This is a genomic window from Rhodococcus sp. C3V, assembly GCF_029269915.1.
Lineage (GTDB): Bacteria > Actinomycetota > Actinomycetes > Mycobacteriales > Mycobacteriaceae > Rhodococcus_F > Rhodococcus_F qingshengii.
This window is the reverse complement of sequence record NZ_JARJBE010000003.1, coordinates 557835-582868: the sequence shown is the minus strand read 5'-3', so window position 1 is coordinate 582868 and position 25034 is coordinate 557835. Positions and strand designations below refer to the sequence as shown.

General features: G+C 63.2%; 22 protein-coding genes. 11 read left to right on the top strand and 11 right to left on the bottom strand.

All coding sequences use genetic code 11. The features are described from left to right. Positions 1–153: 153 nt before the first annotated feature. The 4 genes from P3G66_RS11575 to P3G66_RS11560 form a co-directional block, all read right to left on the bottom strand. Positions 154–1983, bottom strand: a complete 1830-nt coding sequence (locus tag P3G66_RS11575) for a phosphoenolpyruvate carboxykinase (GTP) (RefSeq protein ID WP_003945806.1) — start codon at positions 1981–1983, stop codon at positions 154–156. A gap of 277 nt (positions 1984–2260) precedes the next feature. After that, entirely contained in the window at positions 2261–2599 is a 339-nt protein-coding gene (locus P3G66_RS11570) for a DUF6802 family protein (RefSeq protein WP_063314962.1), read from the bottom strand. Between the two features lie 134 nt (positions 2600–2733). After that, positions 2734–4074: a hypothetical protein gene (locus P3G66_RS11565; protein ID WP_245361541.1), complete on the bottom strand. Its 1341-nt coding sequence runs from the start codon at positions 4072–4074 to the stop codon at positions 2734–2736. Further along, a complete protein-coding gene (locus P3G66_RS11560) occupies positions 4067–4963 on the bottom strand; it encodes a GTPase domain-containing protein (protein WP_209911800.1) in 897 nt (298 codons plus the stop codon). The genes P3G66_RS11565 and P3G66_RS11560 overlap by 8 nt, the downstream gene beginning before the upstream one ends. Before the next feature lie 199 nt (positions 4964–5162). Here P3G66_RS11560 and trmB point away from each other — a divergent pair, with 199 nt between their 5' ends. Genes trmB through P3G66_RS11545 form a run of 3 tightly spaced genes read left to right on the top strand, consistent with a single transcriptional unit; the run spans position 5163 to position 9575 of the window. Beyond that, positions 5163–5921, top strand: a complete 759-nt coding sequence (trmB, locus tag P3G66_RS11555) for a tRNA (guanosine(46)-N7)-methyltransferase TrmB (RefSeq protein ID WP_007734493.1) — start codon at positions 5163–5165, stop codon at positions 5919–5921. Further along, entirely contained in the window at positions 5918–6625 is a 708-nt protein-coding gene (locus tag P3G66_RS11550; RefSeq protein ID WP_003945733.1) for an NYN domain-containing protein, read from the top strand. The genes trmB and P3G66_RS11550 overlap by 4 nt, the downstream gene beginning before the upstream one ends. 10 nt (positions 6626–6635) lie before the next feature. Further along, a complete protein-coding gene (locus P3G66_RS11545; RefSeq protein ID WP_007734492.1) occupies positions 6636–9575 on the top strand; it encodes an MMPL family transporter in 2940 nt (979 codons plus the stop codon). Here the strand turns inward: P3G66_RS11545 and P3G66_RS11540 are convergent. Continuing rightward, entirely contained in the window at positions 9550–11412 is a 1863-nt protein-coding gene (locus tag P3G66_RS11540; RefSeq protein ID WP_204856191.1) for a DUF2339 domain-containing protein, read from the bottom strand. The genes P3G66_RS11545 and P3G66_RS11540 overlap by 26 nt on opposite strands. Before the next feature lie 121 nt (positions 11413–11533). Next, the gene (locus P3G66_RS11535) at positions 11534–12106 is read right to left on the bottom strand and encodes a TetR/AcrR family transcriptional regulator (protein WP_042920278.1); all 573 of its coding nucleotides are present in this window, start codon (positions 12104–12106) and stop codon (positions 11534–11536) included. Positions 12107–12258: 152 nt separating this feature from the next. Here P3G66_RS11535 and P3G66_RS11530 point away from each other — a divergent pair, with 152 nt between their 5' ends. Continuing rightward, entirely contained in the window at positions 12259–12786 is a 528-nt protein-coding gene (locus P3G66_RS11530; protein ID WP_204856190.1) for a cupin domain-containing protein, read from the top strand. A 35-nt stretch (positions 12787–12821) separates the two neighbouring features. Then, a complete protein-coding gene (locus tag P3G66_RS11525; RefSeq protein WP_003945664.1) occupies positions 12822–13274 on the top strand; it encodes a MaoC family dehydratase in 453 nt (150 codons plus the stop codon). A gap of 4 nt (positions 13275–13278) precedes the next feature. On the opposite strand, the gene P3G66_RS11520 is transcribed toward P3G66_RS11525, so the two are convergent. Genes P3G66_RS11520 through P3G66_RS11505 form a run of 4 tightly spaced genes read right to left on the bottom strand, consistent with a single transcriptional unit; the run spans position 13279 to position 17071 of the window. Then, entirely contained in the window at positions 13279–13998 is a 720-nt protein-coding gene (locus P3G66_RS11520; RefSeq protein WP_007734485.1) for a DUF1707 domain-containing protein, read from the bottom strand. Between the two features lie 17 nt (positions 13999–14015). After that, a complete protein-coding gene (locus tag P3G66_RS11515) occupies positions 14016–14648 on the bottom strand; it encodes a response regulator transcription factor (protein WP_047269712.1) in 633 nt (210 codons plus the stop codon). A 28-nt stretch (positions 14649–14676) separates the two neighbouring features. Beyond that, a complete protein-coding gene (locus P3G66_RS11510; protein WP_003945490.1) occupies positions 14677–15900 on the bottom strand; it encodes a DUF5931 domain-containing protein in 1224 nt (407 codons plus the stop codon). Then, entirely contained in the window at positions 15893–17071 is a 1179-nt protein-coding gene (locus tag P3G66_RS11505; RefSeq protein ID WP_007734480.1) for an AI-2E family transporter, read from the bottom strand. Before P3G66_RS11505 ends, P3G66_RS11510 begins: the two co-directional genes overlap by 8 nt. 192 nt (positions 17072–17263) lie before the next feature. On the opposite strand from P3G66_RS11505, the gene P3G66_RS11500 reads away from it, so the two are divergent. Both P3G66_RS11500 and P3G66_RS11495 read left to right on the top strand, forming a co-directional pair. Continuing rightward, positions 17264–18742, top strand: a complete 1479-nt coding sequence (locus P3G66_RS11500) for an adenylate/guanylate cyclase domain-containing protein (RefSeq protein WP_003945952.1) — start codon at positions 17264–17266, stop codon at positions 18740–18742. Positions 18743–18751: 9 nt separating this feature from the next. Next, on the top strand, positions 18752–19858 hold the full coding sequence (locus tag P3G66_RS11495) for a YbhN family protein (protein WP_256933134.1): 1107 nt from the start codon (positions 18752–18754) through the stop codon (positions 19856–19858). Here P3G66_RS11495 and P3G66_RS11490 read toward each other — a convergent pair. Next, a complete protein-coding gene (locus tag P3G66_RS11490; protein WP_007734477.1) occupies positions 19855–20535 on the bottom strand; it encodes a FadR/GntR family transcriptional regulator in 681 nt (226 codons plus the stop codon). The genes P3G66_RS11495 and P3G66_RS11490 overlap by 4 nt on opposite strands. Before the next feature lie 163 nt (positions 20536–20698). Here P3G66_RS11490 and P3G66_RS11485 point away from each other — a divergent pair, with 163 nt between their 5' ends. The 4 genes from P3G66_RS11485 (at position 20699) to P3G66_RS11470 (ending at position 25034) form a co-directional block, all read left to right on the top strand. Next, a complete protein-coding gene (locus P3G66_RS11485; protein WP_270008400.1) occupies positions 20699–22435 on the top strand; it encodes a 2-isopropylmalate synthase in 1737 nt (578 codons plus the stop codon). A 78-nt stretch (positions 22436–22513) separates the two neighbouring features. Then, entirely contained in the window at positions 22514–23062 is a 549-nt protein-coding gene (locus P3G66_RS11480; RefSeq protein WP_003945643.1) for a YceI family protein, read from the top strand. A gap of 64 nt (positions 23063–23126) precedes the next feature. Further along, positions 23127–23504 carry a DUF3054 domain-containing protein gene (locus P3G66_RS11475; RefSeq protein WP_042453523.1) on the top strand — a complete coding sequence of 126 codons (378 nt, stop codon included), beginning with the start codon at positions 23127–23129 and terminating at the stop codon, positions 23502–23504. A gap of 57 nt (positions 23505–23561) precedes the next feature. Continuing rightward, positions 23562–25034 (top strand): peptide MFS transporter, encoded by a 1473-nt coding sequence (locus P3G66_RS11470; RefSeq protein WP_003945468.1) that lies wholly within the window; start codon positions 23562–23564, stop codon positions 25032–25034.

The window sequence follows — 25034 nt, the reverse complement described above, 5'->3', positions numbered from 1 at the left end:
CGACCCGCTCGCTGATCACTGCTTTACGGCTGAACTGCATAACGGCTGAACTGCTTAACGGCTACAGGCAAGGGCATACAGACGACCGATGCCGCATCGGTTCATCAAATTGAACCAATGCGGCATCAGGCCACTACATACGGGGGCGGTTTATCAGGCCAACCGCTGCTTCAGAGCTTCGAACTCGTCGCGAATGCCGGTCGGCAGCTTCTCGCCGACGAAGTCGAACCACTCTTCGATGAGCGGGATCTCGGCCTTCCACTCGTCGATGTTGACCGCGAGGGCCTCGGTGATGTCGGCGTCCGACACGTCCAGGCCTTCGATGTCGAGTGCCGATCCGGTGGGAACGACGCCGATCGGGGTGTCGATACCGGCAGCCTTGTGCTCGATACGCTCGACGATCCACTTCAGGACGCGAGAGTTCTCGCCGAAGCCTGGCCACAGGAAGCGTCCGTCGTCGCCGCGGCGGAACCAGTTGACGTAGAAGACCTTGGGGAGCTTGGACGCGTCCGCGGACTTGCCGAGGTCGATCCAGTGCTGGAAGTAGTCACCGACGTTGTAGCCGAGGAACGGCAGCATTGCCATCGGATCGCGGCGAACCGTACCGACCTGGCCTTCGGCTGCTGCGGTCTGCTCGGAGCCGACCGTTGCACCCATGAAGACGCCGTGCTGCCAGTCGCGAGCCTCGGTGACCAGCGGAACCGTCGTCTTGCGGCGTCCGCCGAACAGGATTGCCGAGATCGGCACGCCCTTCGGGTCGTCCCACTCGGGAGCCATGATCGGGCACTGCGACATCGGGGTGCAGTAACGCGAGTTGGGATGAGCCGCATGGGTGCCCGACTCGGGCGTCCACTCGTTGCCCTTCCAGTCGATCAGGTGCTGCGGGTCGCCTTCGAGGCCTTCCCACCAGACGTCACCGTCGTCAGTCAGAGCGACGTTGGTGAAGACCGTGTTGCCCTGGTCGATGGTGCGCATGGCGTTGGGGTTCGACGACCAGTTGGTGCCGGGAGCCACGCCGAAGAAACCGAATTCCGGGTTGACGGCGTACAGCTGTCCGTCCTCACCGAAACGCATCCAGGCGATGTCGTCACCGAGGGTCTCGGCGCGCCACCCGGGGATGGTCGGCTGGATCATCGCGAGGTTGGTCTTGCCACAAGCGGAGGGGAATGCCGCCGCGATGTAGTAGGCCTTGTCCTCGGGCGAGATGAGCTTGAGGATGAGCATGTGCTCGGCCAGCCAGCCCTCGTCGTGCGCCATTGCCGAGGCGATACGCAGCGAGTAGCACTTCTTGCCCAGGAGAGCGTTTCCGCCGTAGCCGGAACCGAAGCTCCAGATCTCACGATCCTCGGGGAAGTGGGTGATGTACTTGGTGTCGTTGCACGGCCACGCGACGTCTTCCTGGCCTTCGGCCAGCGGAGCGCCCAGCGAGTGCAGCGCCTTGACGAAGAATCCGTCGGTGCCGAGCTTGTCGAGAACCTTGCTGCCCATGCGGGTCATGACGCGCATGGATACGACGACGTACTCGGAATCGGTGAGCTCGACGCCCAGCTTCGGGTCCTCGGCGTCGAGGGGGCCCATGCAGAACGGCACGACGTACATGGTGCGTCCACGCATGCAACCGCGGTACAGGTCACCCATGAGGGTGCGCATCTCCGCCGGGTCCATCCAGTTGTTGGTGGGACCTGCGTCGATTTCTTCCTTCGAGCAGATGTACGTACGCGATTCGACTCGCGCGACATCGGACGGATCGGAGTTGCCGAGGAAAGAGTTCGGCTTCTTCTCGTCGTTGAGGCGGGTGAAGGTTCCTGCCTCGACCAACTTCGTTGTCAGTCGGTCCCATTCTTCGTCCGAGCCGTCTGCGAAGACGACGCGATCAGGCTGGGTGAGTTCGGCAACCTCTTGCACCCATGCAAGCAGTTCCTTGTGCTGCGTGGGGGGCGTGCCGTCAGTTCCATTGAGACCGGGAATGGTCGCTGAGGTCATCAAACTCTCCTGGGGTGAGCCGGAACCGGGTTCTCGTGACACCGGATGCGAACTGCAGCGCCCCGATACCAGTCGATCCCGGTGTCCCCCTCTCGACGGGGTCCAGCCGCGTCATCCACTCACGTGGATTTCACGGACGCCGGGTGTCCTATGTATTGAGGTTAACGCTGGCTGTTCACCTGCAGGTAATCGGGTGCGGTCAGAAATGTCACAGAAACGATTCAGTTGGTGTGTTCAGGTGCCTACCCGGCGCTCAGAGCACATAAACGGAAGCTTTTCAGAGCGCTCCGGCATCGATTTTCTGCCACACGAGGGCGCCTTCGTCGTCTCGACTGCATTCCCAGGCCGAGTAGTCGCCGTCCGACTCGATCATCGTGAGGCGATCGGCGCTACCGTCGCGATCGAAATCGGACACGATCACGACAGCGTCGTCGGAGTGGACGACACGGCTGTCGACCGTTCCGTCACCGTCCAAGTCGAAGGCGTCGAAGTTCAGGTCGCCGGCATCGACCGGTCCCGACGCGGGCCCGAAGGTCTCGGGCTCGATACGCCCAGGATCGAGCGCTTCGGCTTCGTGCCCGTCGATGTGTCCGGCCGTGATCAGAAATGCTTCCACTACTCCCCCTACTGGATGGTGACCTACTGCTTCGGCAACCCCTACCGAAACCGTCCGCTCAGTATTACCAGACCCCGACGATCAGTCGTGGCCGAAATTGCGGCACTGTGGAGAACTCTGCGCTCGCGAAATGATCAGTAGGCGGTGTTCAAAACGGCGAGGTCGCGCTCGCACGACGCGAGCTGACCCGATCTGGCCGCGGCGAGCTCACGAAGTTCACCGTCGATCTCCACGATTCGAGCCTGCGCCGACGCCAACTGCTCGCGACTCTCCGCCATGATCGCCGCTCCCAGATCCGCCTCGGCCTCGAGCAGCACGCTCTGCACTCGCTGCTCCCACTGAGCGCGAACCGCCGACATCGATTCGACGATCCACGACCTGGAGTGGGCACGATCGGCCGTCAGCCCGCGAGTTCGCGCCAACCACCACGCCGCGGCGCCACCCAGAATCAACGTCACGGGGATACTTGCGAACTCCAAGGCCGGAATCATTTCCAGCGGAGTCACTGCGATACGGCCGAGGCCGAGACCCGCGGACGCGCCGACAAGAATTGTCACCCGGTCCTCGTTTCCGCGCTGACGGCCCGGCAGGCCCTCCGGAATCTGCGGGGAAGGCATGTATCCGTTCGTCCCCGCAGATTCCACCGCTGCCGCCATCGCGGCGTCGAACACCCGGGTGTGGTGGTCGACCTCGTGCTGCAGTCGCGTCGGCACGCTGCCCAATTCGGCTCGCGAGGCCGTGTCGACCCAGGCACGTGCCCCGGCGACCGTCGCCCGGGTTGCCTCGGCGATTTGTTGTGACAGATCCCCGCGCGCTCGTTGTAGTCGGCTTCGCACCTGCACCAGGCGTTCGCCTCGCCGGCCGTCACGGTCTGCGAGCAGCTGCGATCGCTCGGCCCGCAATTCGGCACCAGGAACACTGTCACGTAGATTCCGGATCTCCATCTCGATCATCCGGCGCGTCTGTGCGATGACTCCGGAATCCGAACCACCTGCTTCCCTCTCCCGTGCCGCCCGGCTCACGACCGCAACGAGTGACTGCTCCTGACCAGGCGCAATCGGGACCACCGGAGCCTGAGCAAAAGCGGTGCAGTGCGAAGCGAGAATCTCGGCATCACGCCGGCGCACCGCCTGCCAGTCTCGATAGACGTCGACGCGGGTCAGCGCCACCACCACCGGGGTTCCGCTCGCCGCAGCGTCGCCGAGGAGAAGGAGATCCTCGCGTCCGATCACACTGGCGGCGTCGACGACCAGAAGTACGACGTCGGCGTCCACCTCGCGTGTCACTGACGAACAATCATCCGAAGCATCGAACATCTGCGCGACGTCTTCCCGTCCACACCTTGGTGGACCGACAACGTAAATGCGAGTGCCACTGGATGTTTCGGCGGCGACCCGGCGACCCGGATCGGATGCCGGATTCCATCGCTGCACCACGCGCAGCACCGAATCCGGAAGTACCGAAACGCTATTCATCGGTCACCGCCGGGGCAGAGCGATCGCCTCCGAGCTGCGCCCACCGACGCACATACCCGCGTCGAATCAGTGAGACCCGTTGTTGCGGACACTGTTCCGACTCGTCCACGAGCTCGCTCCACCGCCGGCTGCACGTGCCCGCGTCGTCAGCGGTACGAGGATCGGGAGGCTCGCCTTGACGCAGGGCTCGAATTTCGGGGCTCATCATCGCCGCCGCAGCGCCGAACAACACCGCGGAGTCCGAACTCAGATACAACTCGATCTCGTCCCTGCCCGCAATGCTGCGCGAGGCAGATCGCCTCAGCGCCGGGCCGATCTGCTCGACCCGGCCCCACCACTGCGCCTCCAGAACAGGTCCGAGAGCCGCGAACAACTCTTCGACGCCGCGCCCGGTCAGTGTCTCCACCGGAACCGTGGGCACGCCGACGTTCTCCGAGATTTCCGCCGCCCGTCCCAGCGCCTCGTCCCAGCGCGGACCGAACAAGTCAGCCTTGTTCGCAGCGACGACCACACGATCGGAAACTCGGGCAATGGCTCGGCCGTCGACGTCGCGGACCGCGTCGACCACCACGTAGACAACGCAACGACGACCCAGATCGGGGTTCGACGTTCCAGGGACATCGAATGCCCTCGACTCGGTCACCACAACCGGTGCGCCGACAACTCTGCGCGAGAACCGGTCGTCGCGCCTCAGGATTCGCGCCAAAGACGACCGCCCCACCCCGGCCCGTCCGGCGACCACCAGCTCGAGCGGCGCAGTCAGCGATCCGAGCACCGAGTGGACCGCCTCTGCGGCTCCCGAATCGATCGATGTCAGCCGATATGCCAGAGCGCGCAGCTGATCGATCGGCTCCGAGCAGGCGTCGTCGATCGATTCTGCGGGCAACATTCGTGACCAATTACTGCATGCAAATCCTGTGTTCATCCCCACCCCACGTCCCCATCGTGTCGGTGAGATTCTGTCAGGTTCTCGGCAAGGACGGCAGGTGACACCACCCTTTCGCCGACAGTCCGAAGTCGACGGTTTCAGGACTTTCCGTGGAAAGTCTCAACTCAAACTTCAGACCCGTCTGCGCTAAACGGGGGTCATGCGTGACAATGGGTTCGTGAACGAAGCCGATCAGCATGCACCGCAGACCCCTGACACGGGGCAGACGGACCACACCAAGGGGTCCCGTCTCCATCCGAGAGTGACCAGCTTTCGCTCTCGCCGGGGTGCGCTGACCGACGCACAGCAGCAGGCTTGGGACCGTCAGTGGCCGCTCATCGGCGCCGACGTCTCGGACACACCGCTCGACGCGAACGCCTGGTTCGGACGCGAGGCACCCCTGATCATCGAGATCGGTTCGGGTACCGGCACCGCGACGGCCGCTATGGCCAAGGCGGAACCGCACGTGAACCTGATCGCGATCGAGGTGTACCGCCCCGGGCTCGCGCAGCTTCTCCAGCAGGTCGAACGCGAAGAAATTCCCAACGTGCGCGTACTGCGCGGTGACGCGATGGACGTACTCGAGAACATGGTCGCCCCCGAGTCCCTGACAGGCGTCCGGGTGTTCTTCCCGGATCCGTGGCCCAAGGCCCGCCATCACAAGCGTCGCCTCCTGCAGGGGCCGACGTTCTCGCTGATCGCCAACCGCCTCAAGCCCGGCGGAGTGCTGCACGTGGCAACCGATCACGCCGAGTACGCCGAATGGATCGAAGAAGCCGGCAATGCCGAGCCGCTGCTGACCGCACTCGACTGGGAGTCTCCGATGACCCACGAGCGTCCGGTCACCAAGTTCGAGGACAAAGCCCATAAGGTCGGAAGTGCAATCACCGAGCTTATATGGGGGAAGATCAGAGCATGAGCGTCAGCGAACAGCTATCCGACGACGTGACGTCGTCGGAATCTCCTCTCGACTTCGGTCGTGACTCCCGCCACCCCAAGCGGGTGCTTCTGGTCTGGGACGCCCCTAACCTCGACATGGGCCTCGGCGCCATCCTCGGTGGCCGGCCTACCGCCGCCTACCGGCCACGATTCGACGCTTTGGGTCGTTGGCTGCTCTCTCGCACCGCCGAACTGTCCGCACAGAACAGCGGCACGCTCGAGCCTGAAGCGACCGTCTTCACCAACATCGCGTCCGGCAGCGCCGACGTCGTTCGTCCTTGGGTCGAAGCCTTGCGTAACGTGGGTTTCGCGGTGTTCGCCAAGCCGAAGGTCGATGAAGACAGCGATGTCGATTCGGACATGCTCGAGCACATCGCGCTCCGGTACGGCGAGGGCCTCGCCGGAATCATGGTCGCGTCCGCCGACGGCCAAGCGTTCCGCGAACCTCTCGAGGACATCGCAGCAACCGGTATCCCGGTCCAGGTTCTCGGGTTCCGTGAACACGCCAGCTGGGCTGTGTCGTCCGATATCTTGGACTTCGTCGATCTCGAGGACATCCCAGGTGTCTTCCGTGAGCCTCTGCCACGGGTAAGCCTGGACACCCTGCCCGACGAGGGCGCCTGGTTGCAGCCGTTCCGACCGCTTTCTGCCCTGCTCATCGGGCGAAAAAGTGTTGCCGAGTAGGAGTTGATCAGTGTTCGCCAGCTGGGGAAGCATCGTCTATCGAGCCCGCTTCACCGTCATCGCTGTCATGGTGGCGGGGCTCCTCGGGCTCGCTGCGTACGGCCTGAGCCTGCAGGATCATCTCAGCCAGAGCGGCTGGGACGATCCGGGGTCGGAATCGGTAGAGGCTGCCAAACTCGCTGACGGCACGTTCGGACGCAGCACGACGGGTGACGTTCTGGCGCTGTACACGGCGCCGGAGGGCAAGACCGTCGACGACCCCGAGTTCCAAGCGAAGGTCATCGACAATCTGCAGCGACTCGTCGCCGACAACCCCGACCAGATCATGAAGATCAACGGCTCGTACTTCAAGGTCGACAACGGTCTCTCGGTGGCGGCCCTGGCGGACAAGACCAAGCAACACGCGGTCACCAGCATCGCGATCGCCGGAGACAACGACACCGCGGTGTCCAACAACTTCCGCGACGTCGAGTCGCAGTTCTACATCGACGGCGTCGACGTGCAACTCGCCGGCCTGCAACCTGTCGCGAATTCGCTCAACGACACGATGGCCAACGACATCAAGCGCATGGAAATGCTCGCGATTCCTGCTGTCGGTGTCCTGCTGTTCTTCGTCTTCGGTGGCGTCGTCGCTGCTGCCCTCCCGTTGATCGTCGGCGGTCTGACCGTCATCGGCGCCAACGGCATCATTCGACTGATCACCAACTTCACCGAGGTCAACGCGTTTGTTGCGCCCGTGGTCTCTCTGGTCGGCCTGGGTCTCGCGATCGACTACGGACTGTTCATCGTCAGCCGTTTCCGAGAAGAGATAGCCGAGGGGTACGACACCCCGACCGCTGTACGCCGAACGGTCATGACGGCGGGTAGAACGGTCATGTTCTCGGCGACCATGGTTGCCGTCAGCCTCGGCGGTCTGCTGTTGTTCCCGCAGGGCTTCCTCAAATCGGTGGCTTACGGCGCCATTGCTGCCGTCATGCTTGCCGCGATCTCGTCCATCACGATTCTTCCCGCTATTCTCGGCATTCTCGGCAAGCGGATCGACGCGCTGACCTTCAAGAAGCTGCGCCAGACCAAGACCAACGAGGAAATCGAGAACGGTTTCTGGGGCAAGCTCACCCGCTGGGTCATGCAGCATCCGCTCAAGGTCGCGGTCCCGATCGTCGCGGCTCTACTGCTGATGATCATTCCGCTGACGGGCATCAAGTTCGGCGGTATCAACGAGACGTACCTGCCCCCGGACAGCCCCACGCGTGTCGCGCAGGCGCAGTTCGACGAACTCTTCCCCGGCAATCGCACCGAGCCCGTTCGACTCGTCATCGAGGGAGCCGACAACACCACCCTCGGTCAGATTTCCAAGACCGCAAATGCTGCGCCGGGTCTGGTCGAGAAGTTCACCCCGGAGGTTGCGACGAAGGACGGTGTCAACGTCCTCAAGGCCGGTCTGACGGAGCGGAACGAGGCACGTCCCACCATCGACTATCTGCGGTCCGCGGACTGGCCCGAGGGCACAACTGTGCTGGTCGGCGGTACTCCGGCCATCGAGCAGGACAGCGTCGACGCATTGCTCGATCGTCTGCCGCTGATGGTCGTATCCGTCATCCTGCTGACGACCTTGCTGATGTTCTTGACGTTCGGCTCGCTCGTCCTGCCCATCAAGGCCGCATTGATGAGCGCGCTCGGACTGGGTTCGACGCTCGGAATCCTGACCTGGATCTTCATCGACGGGCACGGTTCCGGTCTCTTGAACTTCACGCCGGGACCGATCATGTCTCCCGTCCTGGTGTTGATCATCGCGATCGTCTACGGCCTGTCGACCGACTACGAAGTGTTCCTGCTCTCCCGCATGGTCGAAGCGCGAGCGCAGGGCGCGAGTACTACCGAATCCATCCGTATCGGCACGGCACATACCGGCCGGATCATCACCGCTGCCGCACTGATTCTGATCGTGGTCACCGGCGCATTCGGCTTGTCCGATCTGGTGATGATGAAATACATCTCCTACGGCATGATCTCCGCGCTGATCATCGACGCGACTCTCATCCGAATGTTCCTGGTCCCCGCGACCATGAAACTGCTCGGCGACGACTGCTGGTGGGCTCCGGCCTGGATGAAGCGGATCCAGCAGAAGATCGGGCTGGGCGAGCCGATCCTCGACAACGAGCTGGTACTCGCGAACGTCCCGCAGATCGCGCCTGTCGGTGCGATCGCCGGACCGGGGCAGCCGCGCAAGATCGAAGCGGCCTCGCGGGTCATGCCGCCGCCTGCCCCGGCTGCACAGCCGGAAAGCGGACCTCGCGTTCCCGATCCTCTCACCGAGCCCATTCCGCTCAGCGAAATGGCGATCAAGGCACCCAACACGGAGGCTCCCGCCGCCGAGAAGCCGGCACCGCGACGTCGTCTGGATATCGGGAGTGCAGCCAGCGCCCCCCAGAACCTGATCGAGGCACCTGTACCCAATCCCTCGTACCGGCCGCAACCGAATGCCAGCGACAAGCGCAGAAACCCCACGCCCGCTGCGCCGGCCGAGCGTCCCATCGAGAGTTGGTTGTCGGACCTGCGGGCCCGGGAACAGACTCCGCCGGCCTCACGTCCACTGCCGGTGGTCCGGACGCCTTCGCGGACAAACGGTTCGGCGACCAACGGTGCTGCCAGCAGCAGTTCAGGCTCCAACGGCGCGAGCCGGAACGGCTCCGCAAACGGTGCTACCAACGGCTCTGCAACAAACGGTTCAGCCCCGACCTCGGTGGAGGCGACCCCCCAGTCGCCGCCTCCACCGACCGCTCCGGAGCGTCGTAACGGGGTTTTCACGGATTCGCCTTCGCCTACCAACGAGCCCCGAGTCTCGGACGCCACCCCTGACGGCGACGACAACGCCACCGGCAGGCACCGGCCTGACGACGCAGGCGCCATCAGCGTGAGCGAGCTCATCGCTCGCCAGAAGCGAAGCTGACCTGCTCCTGCTCCTGCTTGGCGAAGGCTCGTGCATAACGTGTCCCGACCAGCAGGAGCAGCAAGCCGACCACCAGGAAGGCAACGCTACGCACCAGCCCACTGAGTGTGGCCAGGTCGAAGAGGAACAGCTTTGCCACGGCCGCACTGGTGAGAGCAAGCCCGGCTCCGAGCAAGACGCGAGCGTGCTGGCGGTTGTTCAATCCGAGCACCAGCGCTGACGTGGCGGCAAGCATCCAGACGATGGTTGCAACGCTGTGCCCGGCAACGAAACCGGTTGCACTGTCGAAAATTTCGACGCCGGATGAGACGAGCGCGCATGTCACCGCGTAGAGGACACCGAACCCTGCGGCCGCCCATAGAACCGCTGCATTCGAATCGGCAATCAACTTCAGTCGGTGAATCGCCCAGACCAGCATCACCAGTGCACCTATCGCCGTCAGGCTCGAGAGTGCCGTGATCGCACCGAGTTGCATGGATGCGGCGCGAGCGGTCGTCAACGCCTCCGGCGGAACCGTCGTGAGGTATCCGATCGATCCGATTGCCGCAAAGGCGGTTCCGAGTGCGAAGACGAAGCGCGAACCCGCATACAGCGAGACTCCGAGGAAGATCATTCCGACCGTGAGGATCAGCGGTACGACCAGAGATTCAGTCGCCCCGGAGAAGCAGCAGAGCAACAATGCGAGGGCGCCGGTTGCGCCCAGTCCGAATCGCAGTTGCGTCGGCAAAGGCTTGGCCGCCGCTGCAGCCGAAAGAAGTAGTGCCGCAGCAATTCCGTACAGCACTGCGGATTCGGTGCGCCCGAGCACGGCTCCGACGCTCATCAGCGGAAGGGACGAGACGACAAAGGTAGCGGTGGACCACGCCCCTGCAATGCCGTCACGCGAGGGCGAACCCGTCCACTGCATAACCATCGCGCAGCCGGCCCCCACGATTGCAACCACGCCGGCACTGATCACCAATTGCACTGCACTGTTACCGGATTCGCCGAAGATGGACTCCGACGCTATCGCTGCGAGCAGTGCGAGAACCACCGGTACGGTGCGCGCCATGCCCAGGTACTTCCAGTCACGACCGAGCTGGGCGGAGAATGTCGCCGACTGGATCGCGAAGAGGAAACCGATGAGGGTCAACGATATTCCCGACGTCAACACGGGAGCCAGGAGCGCTGCTCCCAGAACGATCATGAGCGCCAGCGATTCGGAATCCCACTTCACGGCGAGGGCAACGCCGGCGGCGGCGATTCCGAAGGCAATCACCACCGCGAGCGGTGTCGTCACCCAACCGTAGAGAACGGAGGCTGCGACGACATCGAGATACATCCCTGCAAAACCGGTGGCAGCCAGGGCAATTGCCCCCACTTTGCCCCCTGGTCGTCCGTGGACCCGCACCCCGGCAAACACCAAGGCGCCGGAAAGGAGCGCACCGCCGAGCACCCGCAGCGGAGGTCCGAAGAATCCGGCCTGCGCTGCAAGTACCAGCAGCATCACGACGCCGATCAGTGTGACGGCAACACCTGCCGCGGCCAGGAGTCGACTGATGACACCGTCGCGTTGCCACCAGGGCTGGCGAGGTGCCGCAACCGGATACGTCGGCGGCTGCCACGCGGGCACGCTCTGCTGAGGAGGCATTGGTGGCACCTGCGGCACCTGTGGCGCCGGAGCTGCGGGTGCCGGAACTACCGGCATGGGCGGGATCGCAGTAGCCGAGGCCAGCTGAGTCTGCAGGATCGACAGGTTCTGGCCCATGTGACGCAACTGCCGGCCGATGCTGTCGCACTCGGCCGAGAGGGCGGTCACCAGTCGCGGATCGACGGCGGAAGAGCTCGGTGTGGTCATGGCTTCGAGCTTGCTGCGTGGCCGAACCGATCAGATGAGTAGTACTACTCGATCAGCCTGGGGACTTCTCGTACTCAACTGAGGACACCTTCGACTGACAGCACCCTCGATTGACAGGGCATTAACGCCGAGGTGCCGCATTCCGCAATCGTTCGGACAGAAGCCGACCCGAAGTGTGAAGCGGAGCGGGATCCTGACGCGCCCGAGCAAGGACCAGCGCGCCCTCGAGTGCGGACAGAGCGAGAATTGCCTCGGACTCGGCGTCTTCGCGGGACCAACCGTCTGCCTCGAGGCGCTGAGCCAGCAGTGCGAGCCACGAGTTGTACCCGTCCGCACAAGCACCGCGGATGACCTCGGATTCGGTTGCGGCATCCAGTGTTGCCGTAGCCAGGGCGCATCCACGTTCGTAGTCCGAATCCGACAAACGCGCAGCCAATGCGGCGGCGAATGCCGAGATCGCGGTGGCTGCATCGGGTGAGCTCTCCAGCAGGTGCCGGATGAAATCGGCCATTGCCTCGCCACGTCGCCTCAGAGCCTCGCCTGCGAGTTCTTCCTTGCCGCCGGGAAAGTGAAAGTACAAGGAACCTTTGGTAGTCGCACTAGCCGAGAGAACTTCCGACACCCCCGTTCCGGCGTAGCCCTTCCGCTGCAACAAATCGGCAGCGGCATCGACCAACAAATCCCTCGTAGACATATGTTCAATATACCGATCAGTACACATATCGACAACACTTGAAGTGCATAAATTGTCAAAACCTTGCATCACTAGACCGATTGGTACATGATTCGGGAATCAACAAACCGGAGCGCGGCCAACGACGCTCACGACGACGAAGGACTGAATCGATGTCACCGAATTCCCCGAACAACACCACCACGACCGTCCTCGGACCGGACGAAGACCTCGGCGGGACCCTCGCGGCCACCGGCGTCCGGATGATGGTTCGTAGCAAACAAACCGAGGGAGGTTTCTCTCTTGTACAACACCGCATCGCTCCGCATTCGATGACCTCACCGGTCCATCGCCACAGCCGGGAAGACGAGTACACGGTGGTTCAAAGTGGCCGCGTCGCAGCGATGGTCGGAGACGAGGTCGTCTACGCGGAGACCGGCGCCATGATCTTCAAACCGCGTGGCCAGTGGCACGCCGTGTGGAATCCCGACGACGCTCCAGCGCGGATTCTCGAAATCATCACGCCCGGAGGAATGGAAGACCTGTTCGAACTGATGCCGAAACTACTGGCCGAAGCAGGTTCCGCCGCGGAATCGGTTGCAGCGCGGGTAGAAGCAGACTTCGGGATCGAATTCGATCTCGTTGCCACCGCCGAGATCGCACAGACACACGGTGTGGGATTCGGCATCGAAAGTCACTGACCGACTGTCAGCACCTACCGATCGAAGGAAGATTCATGCTTGTACTCACCGGAGCAGAAGACCTCAGCGCCAACCTGAACCAAGAGCTGGGCGTCAGCGACTGGCACGATGTCACCCAGGAGTCCATCGACGAGTTCGCCCGGGTCACCGGCGACGATCAGTGGATTCACGTCGATGTGGATCGCGCGAAGGAGTCACCGTTCGGCGGAACCATCGCGCACGGCAACTACACGCTCTCACTCGGCCCCAAGTTCTCGTACGCAATGTTCTCGCTCGAAGGTTTTGCGTTTGCTCTCAACTGCGGATTCGACAAGGTCAGGTTGCCTGCTCCGCTTCCGGTCGGCTCTCGTGTCCGCATGCGCGCAACGTTGAGCAAAGTCGAACCGATCAACGGCGGTGTCCAGATCACGGTGACGCAGACGTTCGAACGAGAACACGGTGACAAGCCCGTGTGCGTCGCCGAGATGTTGACCCGCGCGTATCACTGAAAGGTCAGGAGCCGAACATCTTTCGGATCGTGGTACCGAAGGGATGCTTCGCGGTGACACTGCCGAATCGCACCTTGCCGTGCACCACCAGATGCAGCGGGCCCATCTGTGGGCCGGACCGAACCTTGTTCGACGCGCTTCCCCCGACTGCCTCGACACCGTTCATGTCCACCGTCGCCTCTTCGGGAACGATCAGTGAAATCGAGCTGGCGTAGTCGTCGATCGAGATGTTCACGACCTGCGTCTGCATCACCGCGCGCGTGAAATCGATAGTCACACTGGACATTCTGGTGTCGACCACGACAGCTGGTGGAACGATCCAGGCACCGTTCCGCGTCACCGTCGCCATTCGTCCACGGATCACGGCAGCATTTGCCGCTCCGTAAGTACCTACAACCGGAGCCCCGACGGGAGCGCGGTAAGGCGGGCTCGGGTGAACCGGCGGCGGTTGGGGTTGGTACGTCGGCGCCGGGTAGGGCTGGCCTTGGTACATCGGCTGACCCGCATTGGGATACGCGGGTGGGTCGTAGTCGGAGATCAGTGTGATGCCCGGAAGATCGGCGAGAACCGAGTTGAGCTCACCTCGTGTCTTTGCGGCCAAGGCAGTGTCCATGCGCTCGGTGAACTCACCGAGCGAGAGCATCCCTTGACCGACAGCTTTCTGCAGCAGCTCGCCGACATGCTCTCGTTCGGCATCGGATACGCGTAGATTCCTGGCCTCCATGATTTCCAGGATAAACGTTATTCGAGACCTTGTTCTATCGCGTATCGCGTGAGCTCGACGCGATTGGCCAACTGAAGCTTCCGAAGCGTTGCCTGCACATGGTTTTCGACGGTCCGGTGGCTGAGCGAGAGCCTCGTGGCGATCTGTTTTGCGCTCAGCCCCTTGGCGACAAGACGGAGCACTTCGGTCTCACGGTCGGTGAGCCGAGGCAGCTCGGGTGCGCGATCGTCGGCCGGTGCCGTCGACATCCGGCGGTACTCACCGAGCACCAATCCGGCGAGGCCGGGGGTGAAGACGGCTTGTCCGTCGAATGTCGCTCGCACGGCCTCGAGCAGTTCCGCCACCGAAGCACTCTTGACCAGGTAACCCGACGCTCCGGCTTTGACCGCGTCGAGGACGTCGTCACGTTCGGCAGAGGCCGAAAGCACCAGTACCTTGCTCTTCGGCGAAACCTCGAGAACTGCGGTGGTGGCGTCGGCACCGTTTCCGTCCGGAAGGTTCATGTCCATCAGAACCACCGCCGGTTGCACGGCGGCGGCCCGGCGGCGCGCACTCTCGACACCCTCCGCCGTGGCGCTCACGGTGAAGCCGGCAGCTTCGAGGTCCCGGGAGACACCGTCGCGCCACATCGGGTGATCGTCGACGACCATCACCGTCACCGGATTCTCGCCATGTTCGTCAGCCACGCTCACTTTTCCCCTTCGGAACGTTGATCTCCCATTCGGTGCCCTCCCCCGGCCCGGTTTGCAGGACTGCAGTGCCGCCGAGCACCTGCACTCGACCGAGGATGGACTTCGATACTCCCATGCGGCCTTCGGCTTCGGCCTGCGCCAAGCGACCCTCGGGGATTCCGACGCCGTCGTCGCGGACGCTGACGATCACCTCGTCCGGCAGATCTTCGAGCAATACGTATGCCTTCGCCGCGGGCCCGGCGTGAAGCCCGACATTGGACAGAGCATTGTCGACGATGGCTGCCAGTTCGATGGCTCGATCACGCTCGATCACGACGGGGTGCGCGGGCGTCGACACCGACACCGACGTGCTTGCCTGCGTGGTCAGCAGCGGACACAGATCCACTGTCTGTCCGCCGACGTCTGCCGCGGCGCCCGAAACCTGCTCGGAGATCAGCATTCTCAAGGCGACCTCCTGCTCACCGGCCAGAGCAGCCAGTTCAGCTGCCTCGCCGCCGAGTGCCGCACCTCGCCTGCGCACCATCGCCAGCACCTGCAGAACGCCGTCGTGTACTTCGCGTGCCAAACGCTCGCGCTCTTCGGTGGCCGCCGCCAGACGGACGGCTTGCTCGAGTTGTCGATGCGAGCGCCGAGCGGTAGTGGTGGCCAAGCCCAACGCCAGGCCGACCGATACGAGCACGGGAGCCGTCGCATCGCGCCAGAGGTCCAGGTTGACCTGGTCGCGGATGATCGCGCTGGCCGCCGAGATGACAACTCCGGACGCCATACCGAGCCACGGCCCGCCGAGAATTGCCGCGGAGATGACCGCGTTGGTGGCCCACAGCGTGGTGGGCAGCGTCTGGTGATTCTGATACCACTCGTGGTCGGAGACCAGCCTCGTCGACGCCATCAGCAAGATGACGACCACCTGATCGGCGATCACCACTTGATACCGCGGCAGCTTCTTCCCGAACAAAGCACCGGATGTCCCGAGCAACAGTGCCGACACCCCGGTCCACACGGCCATCAGAGCGACGAAGAACCAGCTGAGCCGAGAGTTGGTGTAGTCGGAGGCCGAGGCGAACTGGTAGCTGATCGCGTACACCAGCGTGACGAGCCGAAATGCCTGCGCCGCCCGCCACAGCGGGGCATCAGGGTCGGTGTCGACACCCGACGCCTCGCGAACGGTCGGCTGATAGTGCAGCCGACGACGGCGGGTGGGCTCAGTCATCGGGAGGAGTGGGGTTCACGATGCGAGGCTCGGCACGCGGCTCGTCGGGTTCGGCGGGGAACAGTGGGGTCTCCGGATCTTCGACGTGCAGTTCGGCGTACGCGATGTCCGGGTCGTCGGCGAGGAGGGAACGAATAGCGGTATTCAGGACCGCGACGATCGGAACAGCCAAGAGCCCGCCGACGATTCCAGCGAGAACGATGCCCGTTGTAATGGCGAGAACGACTGCCAGCGGATGCAGGCGAACAGCGCGACCCAACAACAGCGGTTGCATCACGTGCGCTTCGAGCTGCATGACGCCGATGATGATGCCGAGGACGATCAGCGCCGTCAGGAAACCCTTCGTGACCAGAGCGACAAGCACCGCGAGAAAACCGGTCAGAAATGCACCGACGATCGGAATGAACGCGCCGATGAACACCAACGACGCCAGCGGCAGGGCGAGCGGCACCCCGAGGATCGCCAGGCCGGCACCGATACCGATCGCGTCGGCGGCGGCAACCGCGACCGTGGCGCGCACGTAGCCGATCAGCGACCCGAAACCTGCAGAACCGGCGATCCGTACGCGACGACGCGCGTCGGTGGGAACGATCCGGGTGACGAACTGCCAGATCTGATCGCCGCCATAGAGGAAGAAGATGAGAGTGAACAGCGTCAGCAATGCCCCGGTGAAGATCTCGCCGATGACTGTCGCCGTGGTCAAGGCGCCGCTGGTCAGGGACTCACGATTGGATTGCACCGACTTGACGACCGAATCACCTGCCTGGCGGATCTGATCCTCGCTGAAGTGCAGCGGACCGCTGGTGAGCCAGTTCTGAATTTGCGTGACGCTGGCCGTGAACTGGTCGGTGAGCTGGGGCAACCCGTCGATGAACTGCTCGACGACAAACGTCATGATTCCCGCGACCAGTCCGATCGAGGCAAGCAGAACGACGATGACGGCTGCCGAGCGGGGAACACCCCACACCTGTAGCCGATCGACAATCGGGATCAGCAGAGCTGATGCCAGCAGAGCCAGCCCCACCGGGATGAGCACGGTTTCGAGGCGGAGTACGACGTACCCGAGAACCAACAGTCCGGCGAAGATCACAATGAGGCGCCACGACCATTCCGCAGCGATGCGCACGCCGGGATGCACCGCCCGAGCGTCGGCGGAGATGGGTTTGTTCATCCTCGATGCTCGCTCCGCACGCCCCCTGTTTGCGTTCACATCGCGAGCCTAACCGGCCCGGCCGACACAGGTGAGCGGACGAATAATCGGACGCGCGTACCAACACTTCGACCTCTGCCAGCTAAATTGAACCCTGTGCGGGCCTCATACAGAGCAATAGCGGTGACCATCCGCAGCCGGTGGCCCCTCTATATGCTCTCCATGCTCGCAGCCAATCTGATCGGCGCGGTACTGGTCTTTGCCTTCGTCCGGTACGGCGTGCCGATCCAGGAGTCCGACGCGATAGTTGCCGACCGGGTCCGCAACTTCGCGATCTTCGGCGTGTACCTGGCATTTGCCGGCGCCGTCAGCCTCACGGCGGCGGCGATGATGTTGAAGTCGGTCATTCGCTGGCGGCTGCGCGGGGGTCCACCCACGAGGTCCGAGCAGATGGCGGCACTGCACGCGCCGCTTCGCCAGGCCATCGTCCACCTGGTGCTGTGGATTCTGGGCGGCATCATCTTCGTGTTCCTGACCATCACCGAGATGCCCGGACTCGCGATCGCCGTGATCGTGACGGTCTGCATGGCCGCGACCACGACCTTCGGGTTCACCTACATGCTCGGTGAGCGCATTTTGCGTCCGGTCGCCGCCCAGGCCTTGAGCGAGGGCGAATTCGATCGGACCATGGCGCCTGGCGTCGGAACCCGGCTGGCGATGACCTGGGGTCTCGGCACGCTGATGCCCGTCGCAGGCATCATCTTGCTGTGCTCGACGCAGCTCACGACCGATCTCGAGTTCTCCCCCGACTCGCTCGCGTGGGCGATCCTGCTCATCTCGATCATGGCGATCGTGCAGGCCTTTGCGCTGTCGATGCTGACGGCTACCCAGATCTCCGATCCGATCCGCCAACTGCGACGCGCCATCGAGCGGGTGCAGCGCGGCGCCACCGACGTACGCGTCGAGGTGTTCGACGGCAGTGAGATCGGCCGGCTGCAGGTCGGCTTCAACCGCATGATGAAAGAGTCCGACGAGCGTCGTCTGCTGCGTGAGCTGTTCGGTCAGCACGTCGGCGAGGACGTGGCCCGGCGCGCGTTGAAGTTCGGTACCGAGCTGGGCGGCGAAACTCGATTCGTGGCAGTTCTGTTCGTCGACATGGTCGGATCCACCGGTGCCGCGGCCGAGCGCCCGCCGGGTGAAGTGGTCGAACTGCTCAACGAGTTCTTCCGTGTGGTCGTCGACGTCATCGATCGTCACCATGGTTTTGTCAACAAGTTCATGGGTGATGCGGCACTCGCCATCTTCGGTGCACCACTAGATCGGCCCGACGCTCCGACTGCGGCCTTGGCGGCGGCTCGCGAGCTGCGGTTCAAGCTCAACGACATCACCGGCCTCGACGTCGGAATCGGTGTGAGCGCGGGGCTCGCGGTCGCCGGCAACATCGGTGCTGCCGAACGTTTCGAGTACACCGTGATCGGTGATCCGGTCAACGAGGCGTCACGGCTCACCGAGCTCGCGAAACTTCGGCCCAGCCGGGTGCTGGCGTCGACGAGCGCGTTGTACTTCGCCGACGAAGAGGAACAGGCCGAGTGGGAACTCGGAGAGCAAGTCCAACTGCGTGGGCGCCGACGACTGACGCATCTGGCGTGGCCGGAAAAGTATCCAGAGGTCGATCCGGATCAAATTGGTTAGGGTGAGTCGATGGCTCAGCCTGGAAACACCCCACGGCGACTGAGACGACCACGCTCGCCCGTGGCCGAGACCAGTCGGTCCACAGGGCGCTTCTGGTGGCTGAAGTGGCTGCTCGGGGTGGCTCTGATCGCTCTTCTGATCGTCGAGGGAATCATCCTGTGGCCCCGATTCAATGAGTACTGGCAAGCGCTCACCGAGATTCACTGGGGTTGGGTGGCTGCCTGTGTGGCGGCCCAGGCATTGTCGCTCAGTGGATACGCGTCCGTTCAGCAACGTCTTCTCAATGCGGCCGGCGTGGTCGCTGGTCACGTCAAGAACCTCTCGGTCATTTACGCCAGCACGGCGATGGCGCTGACGTTGCCTGCCGGCCAAGTCTTCTCCACTGCGTTCACGTACAAGCAGACTCGAAAGTGGGGGGCGACGCCGGTAGTCGCGTCGTGGCAGTTGGCAATGTGCGGTGTCATAGCCGCTGCCACTTTGGCACTCCTCGGCGCCACCGGCGCAATAGCATTCGGCACCAAGGTCAGCCCGGTGACGCTGACGATTTCGCTCGTCGGCATGGCAGCGCTGTTCCTGGCGTTGCGATACATAGCCCAGAATCCCGGCAGCATCGAGCGCATCGGACACCGAGTTCTGGCGCTGTACAACCGTTCCCGCAAAAACCCGGCCGGGCGCGGCATGCACCGTTGGTCCGAAATCCTCAAGCAACTGGACTCGGTTGAACTGAGCCGCACCGACACCGCGATTGCCTTCGGATGGTCGGCCGTTCACCGAGCTGCCGACGTCCTCTGTCTCGGTTTCGCTTGTTGGGCCGTGGGAGCCGATCCGTCGTTCGCCGGTCTGCTGATCGCATTCACGGCGGCAAAAGCGGTGGGCAGTATTCCACTCTTGCCGGGCGGTTTCGGCGCCGTCGAACCCGTACTCGCCACAACGCTGACCGCTGCCGGCTCCACCTTGGCGCAGGCCGCAGCAGCGGTAGTCGTTTATCGGATAGTCAGTTTCGTTATCGTCGCACTGGTGGGATGGCTCGTCTTCCTTGTGTCGTTCCGTGCAACCCACCACGAAGACCTCGAGATGGACCTCGAGTTCGAACGCCGCGAACAACCGGGCGTCTAGCGTCGCAACGCTGCCGCCATGTCGTCGAGGTGCGCCCGGCTGATCCGTACGGCTGCCTCCGCGTCGCCGGCTTCGATGGCGTCCACCAACATTCGATGCTCGTCCGCATCGGGCTGGCTGTGGGGATGCAGGTCCAGAACCGCGATCAACTCGATCAACGCAGCCCGCAGACGCGGTACAAAGGTCTCGAAGAGTTCCGACAGCACGGGATTGTGTGCCGCGTCCACCACTGCTCGGTGGACGGCGATGTCGGCGTCGACGAACGCTGCGTCGCCGGAGTGCGCTGCGGCAGTTCTACCGTCGAGCGCTTGCCGCAGAGCCGCGACGTCAACGGCATCGCGCCGCTGCGCAGCGAGGCGAGCTGCTTCGATCTCGACCGCGTTGCGCACCTCTACGACGTGAAGGATCGCCTCGGCTTCGAGCACTCGGGGCCACTGATCCGGAGGCGTCGTACTCCGTAGGAAGACCCCGGCGCCCTGCCGCGATTCGAGCATGCCGAGGCCCGCGAGAGTCCGCACTGCTTCCCTGATAGTGGACCGCCCGATACCCAACTGCGCAGCAAGAGTGGTTTCACCTGGAAGTTTGGCGCCGACTTCCCATTCACCGCTCACGATCCGCGCGCGTAGCAACTCCGCGGCCTGGTCGGTGAGCAGCCGACGCTCGACGATCGGGGACACGTGAACTCCTCAGGTTGTCTGATAAGTAATTTCGTTCTAGTGTAGCCCGCATGGCTACAGGAGCACTCCTTCTCGACTGCCGCGGCGGGGCCTGAAAGACCGGCACCCCTCCGCGGGGTTTCGCCATGCCGGTCTCTCGACTCGACCGCAGGAGAAACCGAAGATGAGTACTACCCGCGCCAACCGCTGGAACAACCAGAAGCCGTCACCCATGCCGTCCGAGCGCTATCGCGCCGCGTGGGATCGCGTCGACATTCCGACTTTCGAGCGGACGTGGCCGTCCAATCGCACCACCGCGGCGCCCCTGTGGGTGCCCGTCGATCTGCGTGACGGCAACCAAGCCCTCGCAGAACCGATGGACCCCGAACGCAAGCGTCGAATGTTCGAACTGATGGTGGCAATCGGCTACAAGGAAATCGAGGTCGGCTACCCCTCCGCGAGTCAGACCGATTTCGATTTCGTTCGCGACCTGGTGCGCTTCGATCTCGTTCCCGACGACGTCACTATCGTCGTATTCACTGCCGCGCGTACGGATTTGATCGAACGGACGTATCAATCGATCGAGGGGCTGCCTGACGCGGTCGTCCACATGTACACGGCGACTGCGCCGACGTGGAGAAACGTCGTTCTCGGCAAGGAGCGAGAAGAGCTGCACGACATGATTTTCCGCGCCGCGCAAGACGTTGCTCGTGGCGGCGAAGGCCACGACGGCTGGCGATTCGAGTTCTCACCCGAGGTCTTCAACCTCACCGAACCCGACTACATCCTGCAGGTCTGCAACAGTCTCACCGAACTCTGGGACGCCAGTCCCGATCGCCCGGTCATCCACAACCTGCCTGCCACAGTCGAAATCGCCACCCCCAACATCTATGCCGATCAGATCGAATACATGCACCAGAATCTGGCCCGACGCGATTCGGTGATCCTCTCGGTCCACCCGCACAACGACCGCGGCACCGGCGTTGCGTGCGCCGAACTGGCAGTGCTGGCCGGCGCGCAGCGCGTCGAGGGATGCCTGTTCGGCAACGGCGAGCGGACGGGCAACGTCGACCTGGTCACACTGGGGCTGAATCTGCATGCACAGGGCGTCGATCCGGAAATCGACTTCTCCGACATCGACAAGATCCGTCGAACGGTGGAGTACTGCAACCGAATTCCCGTCCACGAGCGCCACCCGTACGGCGGCGATCTCGTGTACACGGCATTTTCCGGAACCCACCAGGACGCGATCAAGAAGGGCTTCGCGCATCACTACGAGAGCGCGGAGGCTGCCGGCGTCGATCCGGGATCGGCGCCGTGGGCGGTCCCCTACCTGCCGATCGACCCCGCCGACGTCGGCCGCGACTACCAGGCGGTCATTCGTGTGAACAGCCAGTCGGGCAAGGGCGGAATCGCATATCTGCTGCAGACCGAGTACGGGGTCGAACTCCCCCGGCGCCTGCAGATCGACTTCGCCTCGCGGGTGCAGCTCGAAACCGACGACTCGGGCACCGAAATGACTGCCGACCAACTGTGGAAACTGCTGCTGCGCGAGTACGGGTACAACGGAGGAGTGCGTCGGTACTCACTGGAACACACCGCCGACGGTGATCAGTTGTTCGTTGCCATCGATCGCAACGGGCGCGAGGTCACCGCCGCGGCCAGTGCGTCCGGCCCAGTCGAGGCATTGAGCAAAATCCTGACCGAACAGGGCTCGGCTGTCGAGGTCGTCTCGCTCACCCAGCATTCACTGCCCCGCAACCCGAATTCTTCCGGGAGTGCGAATTCGGCAGTCACCATTGCAGAGTGCGTGGTGAACGGTGAAGGACGCTGGGGCATTGCGGTGCATCAGTCGGTGACAGCGTCGGCGCTTCACGCGGTCTATGGCGCAAGCACAAACACTGTGATGCAGCTCACATGATCTTGCGGAAGGATTTCCCGGGGTCCATAGTTGAAGCTACAAGAACTTGAACATTCAACTACTTATTCAGGAGCTTCCATGACCACCGCAACCTTGCCCGCATTGACCGCCGGAACCTGGGTCATCGACACCGTCCACTCCACTGTCGGATTCTCGGTTCGCCACCTCATGGTTTCCAAGGTTCGTGGAACGTTCGACGAGTTCTCCGGAACGATCACCGTTGCCGAAGACGGAACCCCCGCCGTCGAGGCCGAGATTTCCGTGGACTCCATCAACACCAAGAACGAGCAGCGCGACGGCCACATCAAGTCCGCTGACTTCTTCGACGTCGAGAAGTTCCCGAAGGCCACCTTCAAGTCCACCGCAGTGCGCTCCAAGGGCAGCGACTTCGTCCTCGCCGGCGACTTCACGCTCCACGGCGTCACCCGCGAGGTCGAGCTGAACCTCGAGTTCAACGGCGTCAACCCGGGCATGGGCCAGGGCCCCGTCGCCGGATTCGAGGCCACCACCGTCATCAACCGCAAGGACTTCGACATCTCCATCGAGATGCCCCTCGAAGGCGGCGGAGCAGTTGTCGGCGACAAGATCACGATCACCCTCGAGATCGAAGCCGGCCTCCAGGCCTAACAACACTGTGCGCCTTTATTAACCGCCCGCGGTTAATAAAGGCGCACAGTCGTATGGTGTGAGCGTGAAGAAGTACGCACCATTCCTGCTGATCGACGCCATTCTTGTCATAATCTTCTGCGCGATAGGGCGCCGTACCCACGAAGAAGCCAATGCGCTCGCCGGTCTGGCGAAGACATCCTGGCCCTTCCTGACCGGCCTGGTGATCGGATGGGCTGCCACGTTCGCGCTCTACCGCGACAAGTTCAACGCCGTTCTCCTTGTTCCCACCGGCGTTGTCGTTTGGCTCGGCGCCGTCGTCTTCGGGATGATCCTGCGAGTGTTGAGTGGCCAGGGCACCCAGTTCAGCTTCATCGTCGTCGCGACGCTGGTCCTCGGCGCGTTCCTTCTCGGTTGGCGCGCACTCGCTCCGCTGGTAGTGAGAATCCGCACCAAGTCGTAACCAAACTCCACGGCTCGGAACCACCCGAAATGCCCGAGCACGTAGGACACTTTTCGGATGAGCAACACTACGGAGCCCGTCGAACGTAGCGAGAAGGAAGACCGGGGGTTCTTCGGCCAACCCTTTGCGCTGGCGAACCTGTTCGGCGTCGAGATGTGGGAGAGGTTCTCCTTCTACGGGATGCAAGGCATCCTCATCTATTACCTGTACTACAGCGTCAGCGACGGCGGCCTCGGCATCAGCCAGGCGGCAGCGACCAGCATCGTCGGCGCGTACGGCGGCACCGTCTACCTGTCGACGATTCTCGGGGCGTGGGTGGCCGACCGACTGCTCGGCTCCGAGCGCACGCTCTTCTACAGTGCTTCGCTGGTGATGGCCGGCCACATCGCACTGTCGGTTCTTCCCGGCATGTGGGGTGTCGGCGTCGGCCTCGTCATGGTCGCCTTCGGCAGCGGCGGCTTGAAGGCCAATGCGACCTCTCTGGTCGGAGATCTCTATTCCGAACAGGATGTTCGCCGCGACGCCGGATTCTCCATCTTCTACATGGGCATCAACATCGGCGGTCTTGTCGGTCCGCTGCTCACCGGAGCCGTCCAGGACGCCTGGGGATTCCACGCCGGTTTTGCTCTCGCTGCCGTCGGCATGGCGCTCGGCCTGATCCAGTACACGCTGGGCCGCAAGCATCTTCACGGAATCGGTGCCGAACCAGGCAACCCGTTGCCCGCGGACAAGCGCGCACTCTACATCGGGATCGGCATTGCCGCGATCGTCGTCGTCGCGGTCGCCTCCGTCACCGGCTTGATCACGGCGGACAACATGTCCGACGTCGTTGTCGGACTCACGATCGTCGCGTCGGTCGGTTACTTCCTCCTCATGCTCACCAGCAAGAAGGTCACCAAGGTCGAACGCAGTCGAGTCTTTGCGTTCATCCCGATGTTCATCGCGAGCGCGGCCTTCTGGTCGCTGTTTCAGCAGCAGTTCACCACCGTGCCGGTGATCTCAGACAAGCTCCTGGACCGCAATCTCTTCGGTTGGGACTTCCCGCCGACGTGGGTACAGTCGATCAATCCGGTGTTCATCATCATCTTTGCCGGGGTGTTCGCAGCGATGTGGACCAAACTCGGTGACCGTCAGCCGTCGTCGCCGATCAAGTTCGCGCTCGGTACCGGCACGATGGGTCTGGCGTTCCTGGCGTTCATCCCGATCACCGGGGGCGGACCGAACAGTGCACCGCTCCTCGGCCTTGCCGGTGTGCTTCTGCTCTTCACCTTCGCCGAACTCTTCCTGTCCCCCGTCGGCCTTTCCCTTGCAACCAAACTCGCGCCCGAGCATTTCCACACTCAGATGGTGGCGTTGTTCTTCTTGTCCGTTGCATTGGGTTCTTCGATGGCGGGAACCTTGGCCGGTTACTTCGACATCGACGACAGTCGCCCGTTCTTCCTGATCATCGGTTTCTCGTCGATCGGAATCGGAGTGATTCTTGCTCTTGCCTCGCCGTGGATCAAGAAGCTGATGCAGGGCGTGAAGTAG

What these genes read in the sequence shown, in the direction of transcription:
- P3G66_RS11525 (WP_003945664.1), top strand. Translation starts at nt 12,822, where the DNA reads ATGCTTGTACTCACCGGAGCAGAAGACCTCAGCGCCAACCTGAACCAA.
- P3G66_RS11485 (WP_270008400.1), top strand. Translation starts at nt 20,699, where the DNA reads ATGAGTACTACCCGCGCCAACCGCTGGAACAACCAGAAGCCGTCACCC.
- P3G66_RS11575 (WP_003945806.1), bottom strand. Translation starts at nt 1,983, where the DNA reads ATGACCTCAGCGACCATTCCCGGTCTCAATGGAACTGACGGCACGCCC.
- P3G66_RS11505 (WP_007734480.1), bottom strand. Translation starts at nt 17,071, where the DNA reads ATGAACAAACCCATCTCCGCCGACGCTCGGGCGGTGCATCCCGGCGTG.
- P3G66_RS11495 (WP_256933134.1), top strand. Translation starts at nt 18,752, where the DNA reads ATGGCTCAGCCTGGAAACACCCCACGGCGACTGAGACGACCACGCTCG.
- P3G66_RS11560 (WP_209911800.1), bottom strand. Translation starts at nt 4,963, where the DNA reads ATGTTGCCCGCAGAATCGATCGACGACGCCTGCTCGGAGCCGATCGAT.
- P3G66_RS11515 (WP_047269712.1), bottom strand. Translation starts at nt 14,648, where the DNA reads ATGGTCGTCGACGATCACCCGATGTGGCGCGACGGTGTCTCCCGGGAC.
- P3G66_RS11550 (WP_003945733.1), top strand. Translation starts at nt 5,918, where the DNA reads ATGAGCGTCAGCGAACAGCTATCCGACGACGTGACGTCGTCGGAATCT.
- trmB (WP_007734493.1), top strand. Translation starts at nt 5,163, where the DNA reads ATGCGTGACAATGGGTTCGTGAACGAAGCCGATCAGCATGCACCGCAG.
- P3G66_RS11480 (WP_003945643.1), top strand. Translation starts at nt 22,514, where the DNA reads ATGACCACCGCAACCTTGCCCGCATTGACCGCCGGAACCTGGGTCATC.
- P3G66_RS11510 (WP_003945490.1), bottom strand. Translation starts at nt 15,900, where the DNA reads ATGACTGAGCCCACCCGCCGTCGTCGGCTGCACTATCAGCCGACCGTT.
- P3G66_RS11540 (WP_204856191.1), bottom strand. Translation starts at nt 11,412, where the DNA reads ATGACCACACCGAGCTCTTCCGCCGTCGATCCGCGACTGGTGACCGCC.
- P3G66_RS11470 (WP_003945468.1), top strand. Translation starts at nt 23,562, where the DNA reads ATGAGCAACACTACGGAGCCCGTCGAACGTAGCGAGAAGGAAGACCGG.
- P3G66_RS11500 (WP_003945952.1), top strand. Translation starts at nt 17,264, where the DNA reads ATGCTCTCCATGCTCGCAGCCAATCTGATCGGCGCGGTACTGGTCTTT.
- P3G66_RS11520 (WP_007734485.1), bottom strand. Translation starts at nt 13,998, where the DNA reads ATGGAGGCCAGGAATCTACGCGTATCCGATGCCGAACGAGAGCATGTC.
- P3G66_RS11535 (WP_042920278.1), bottom strand. Translation starts at nt 12,106, where the DNA reads ATGTCTACGAGGGATTTGTTGGTCGATGCCGCTGCCGATTTGTTGCAG.
- P3G66_RS11530 (WP_204856190.1), top strand. Translation starts at nt 12,259, where the DNA reads ATGTCACCGAATTCCCCGAACAACACCACCACGACCGTCCTCGGACCG.
- P3G66_RS11565 (WP_245361541.1), bottom strand. Translation starts at nt 4,074, where the DNA reads ATGAATAGCGTTTCGGTACTTCCGGATTCGGTGCTGCGCGTGGTGCAG.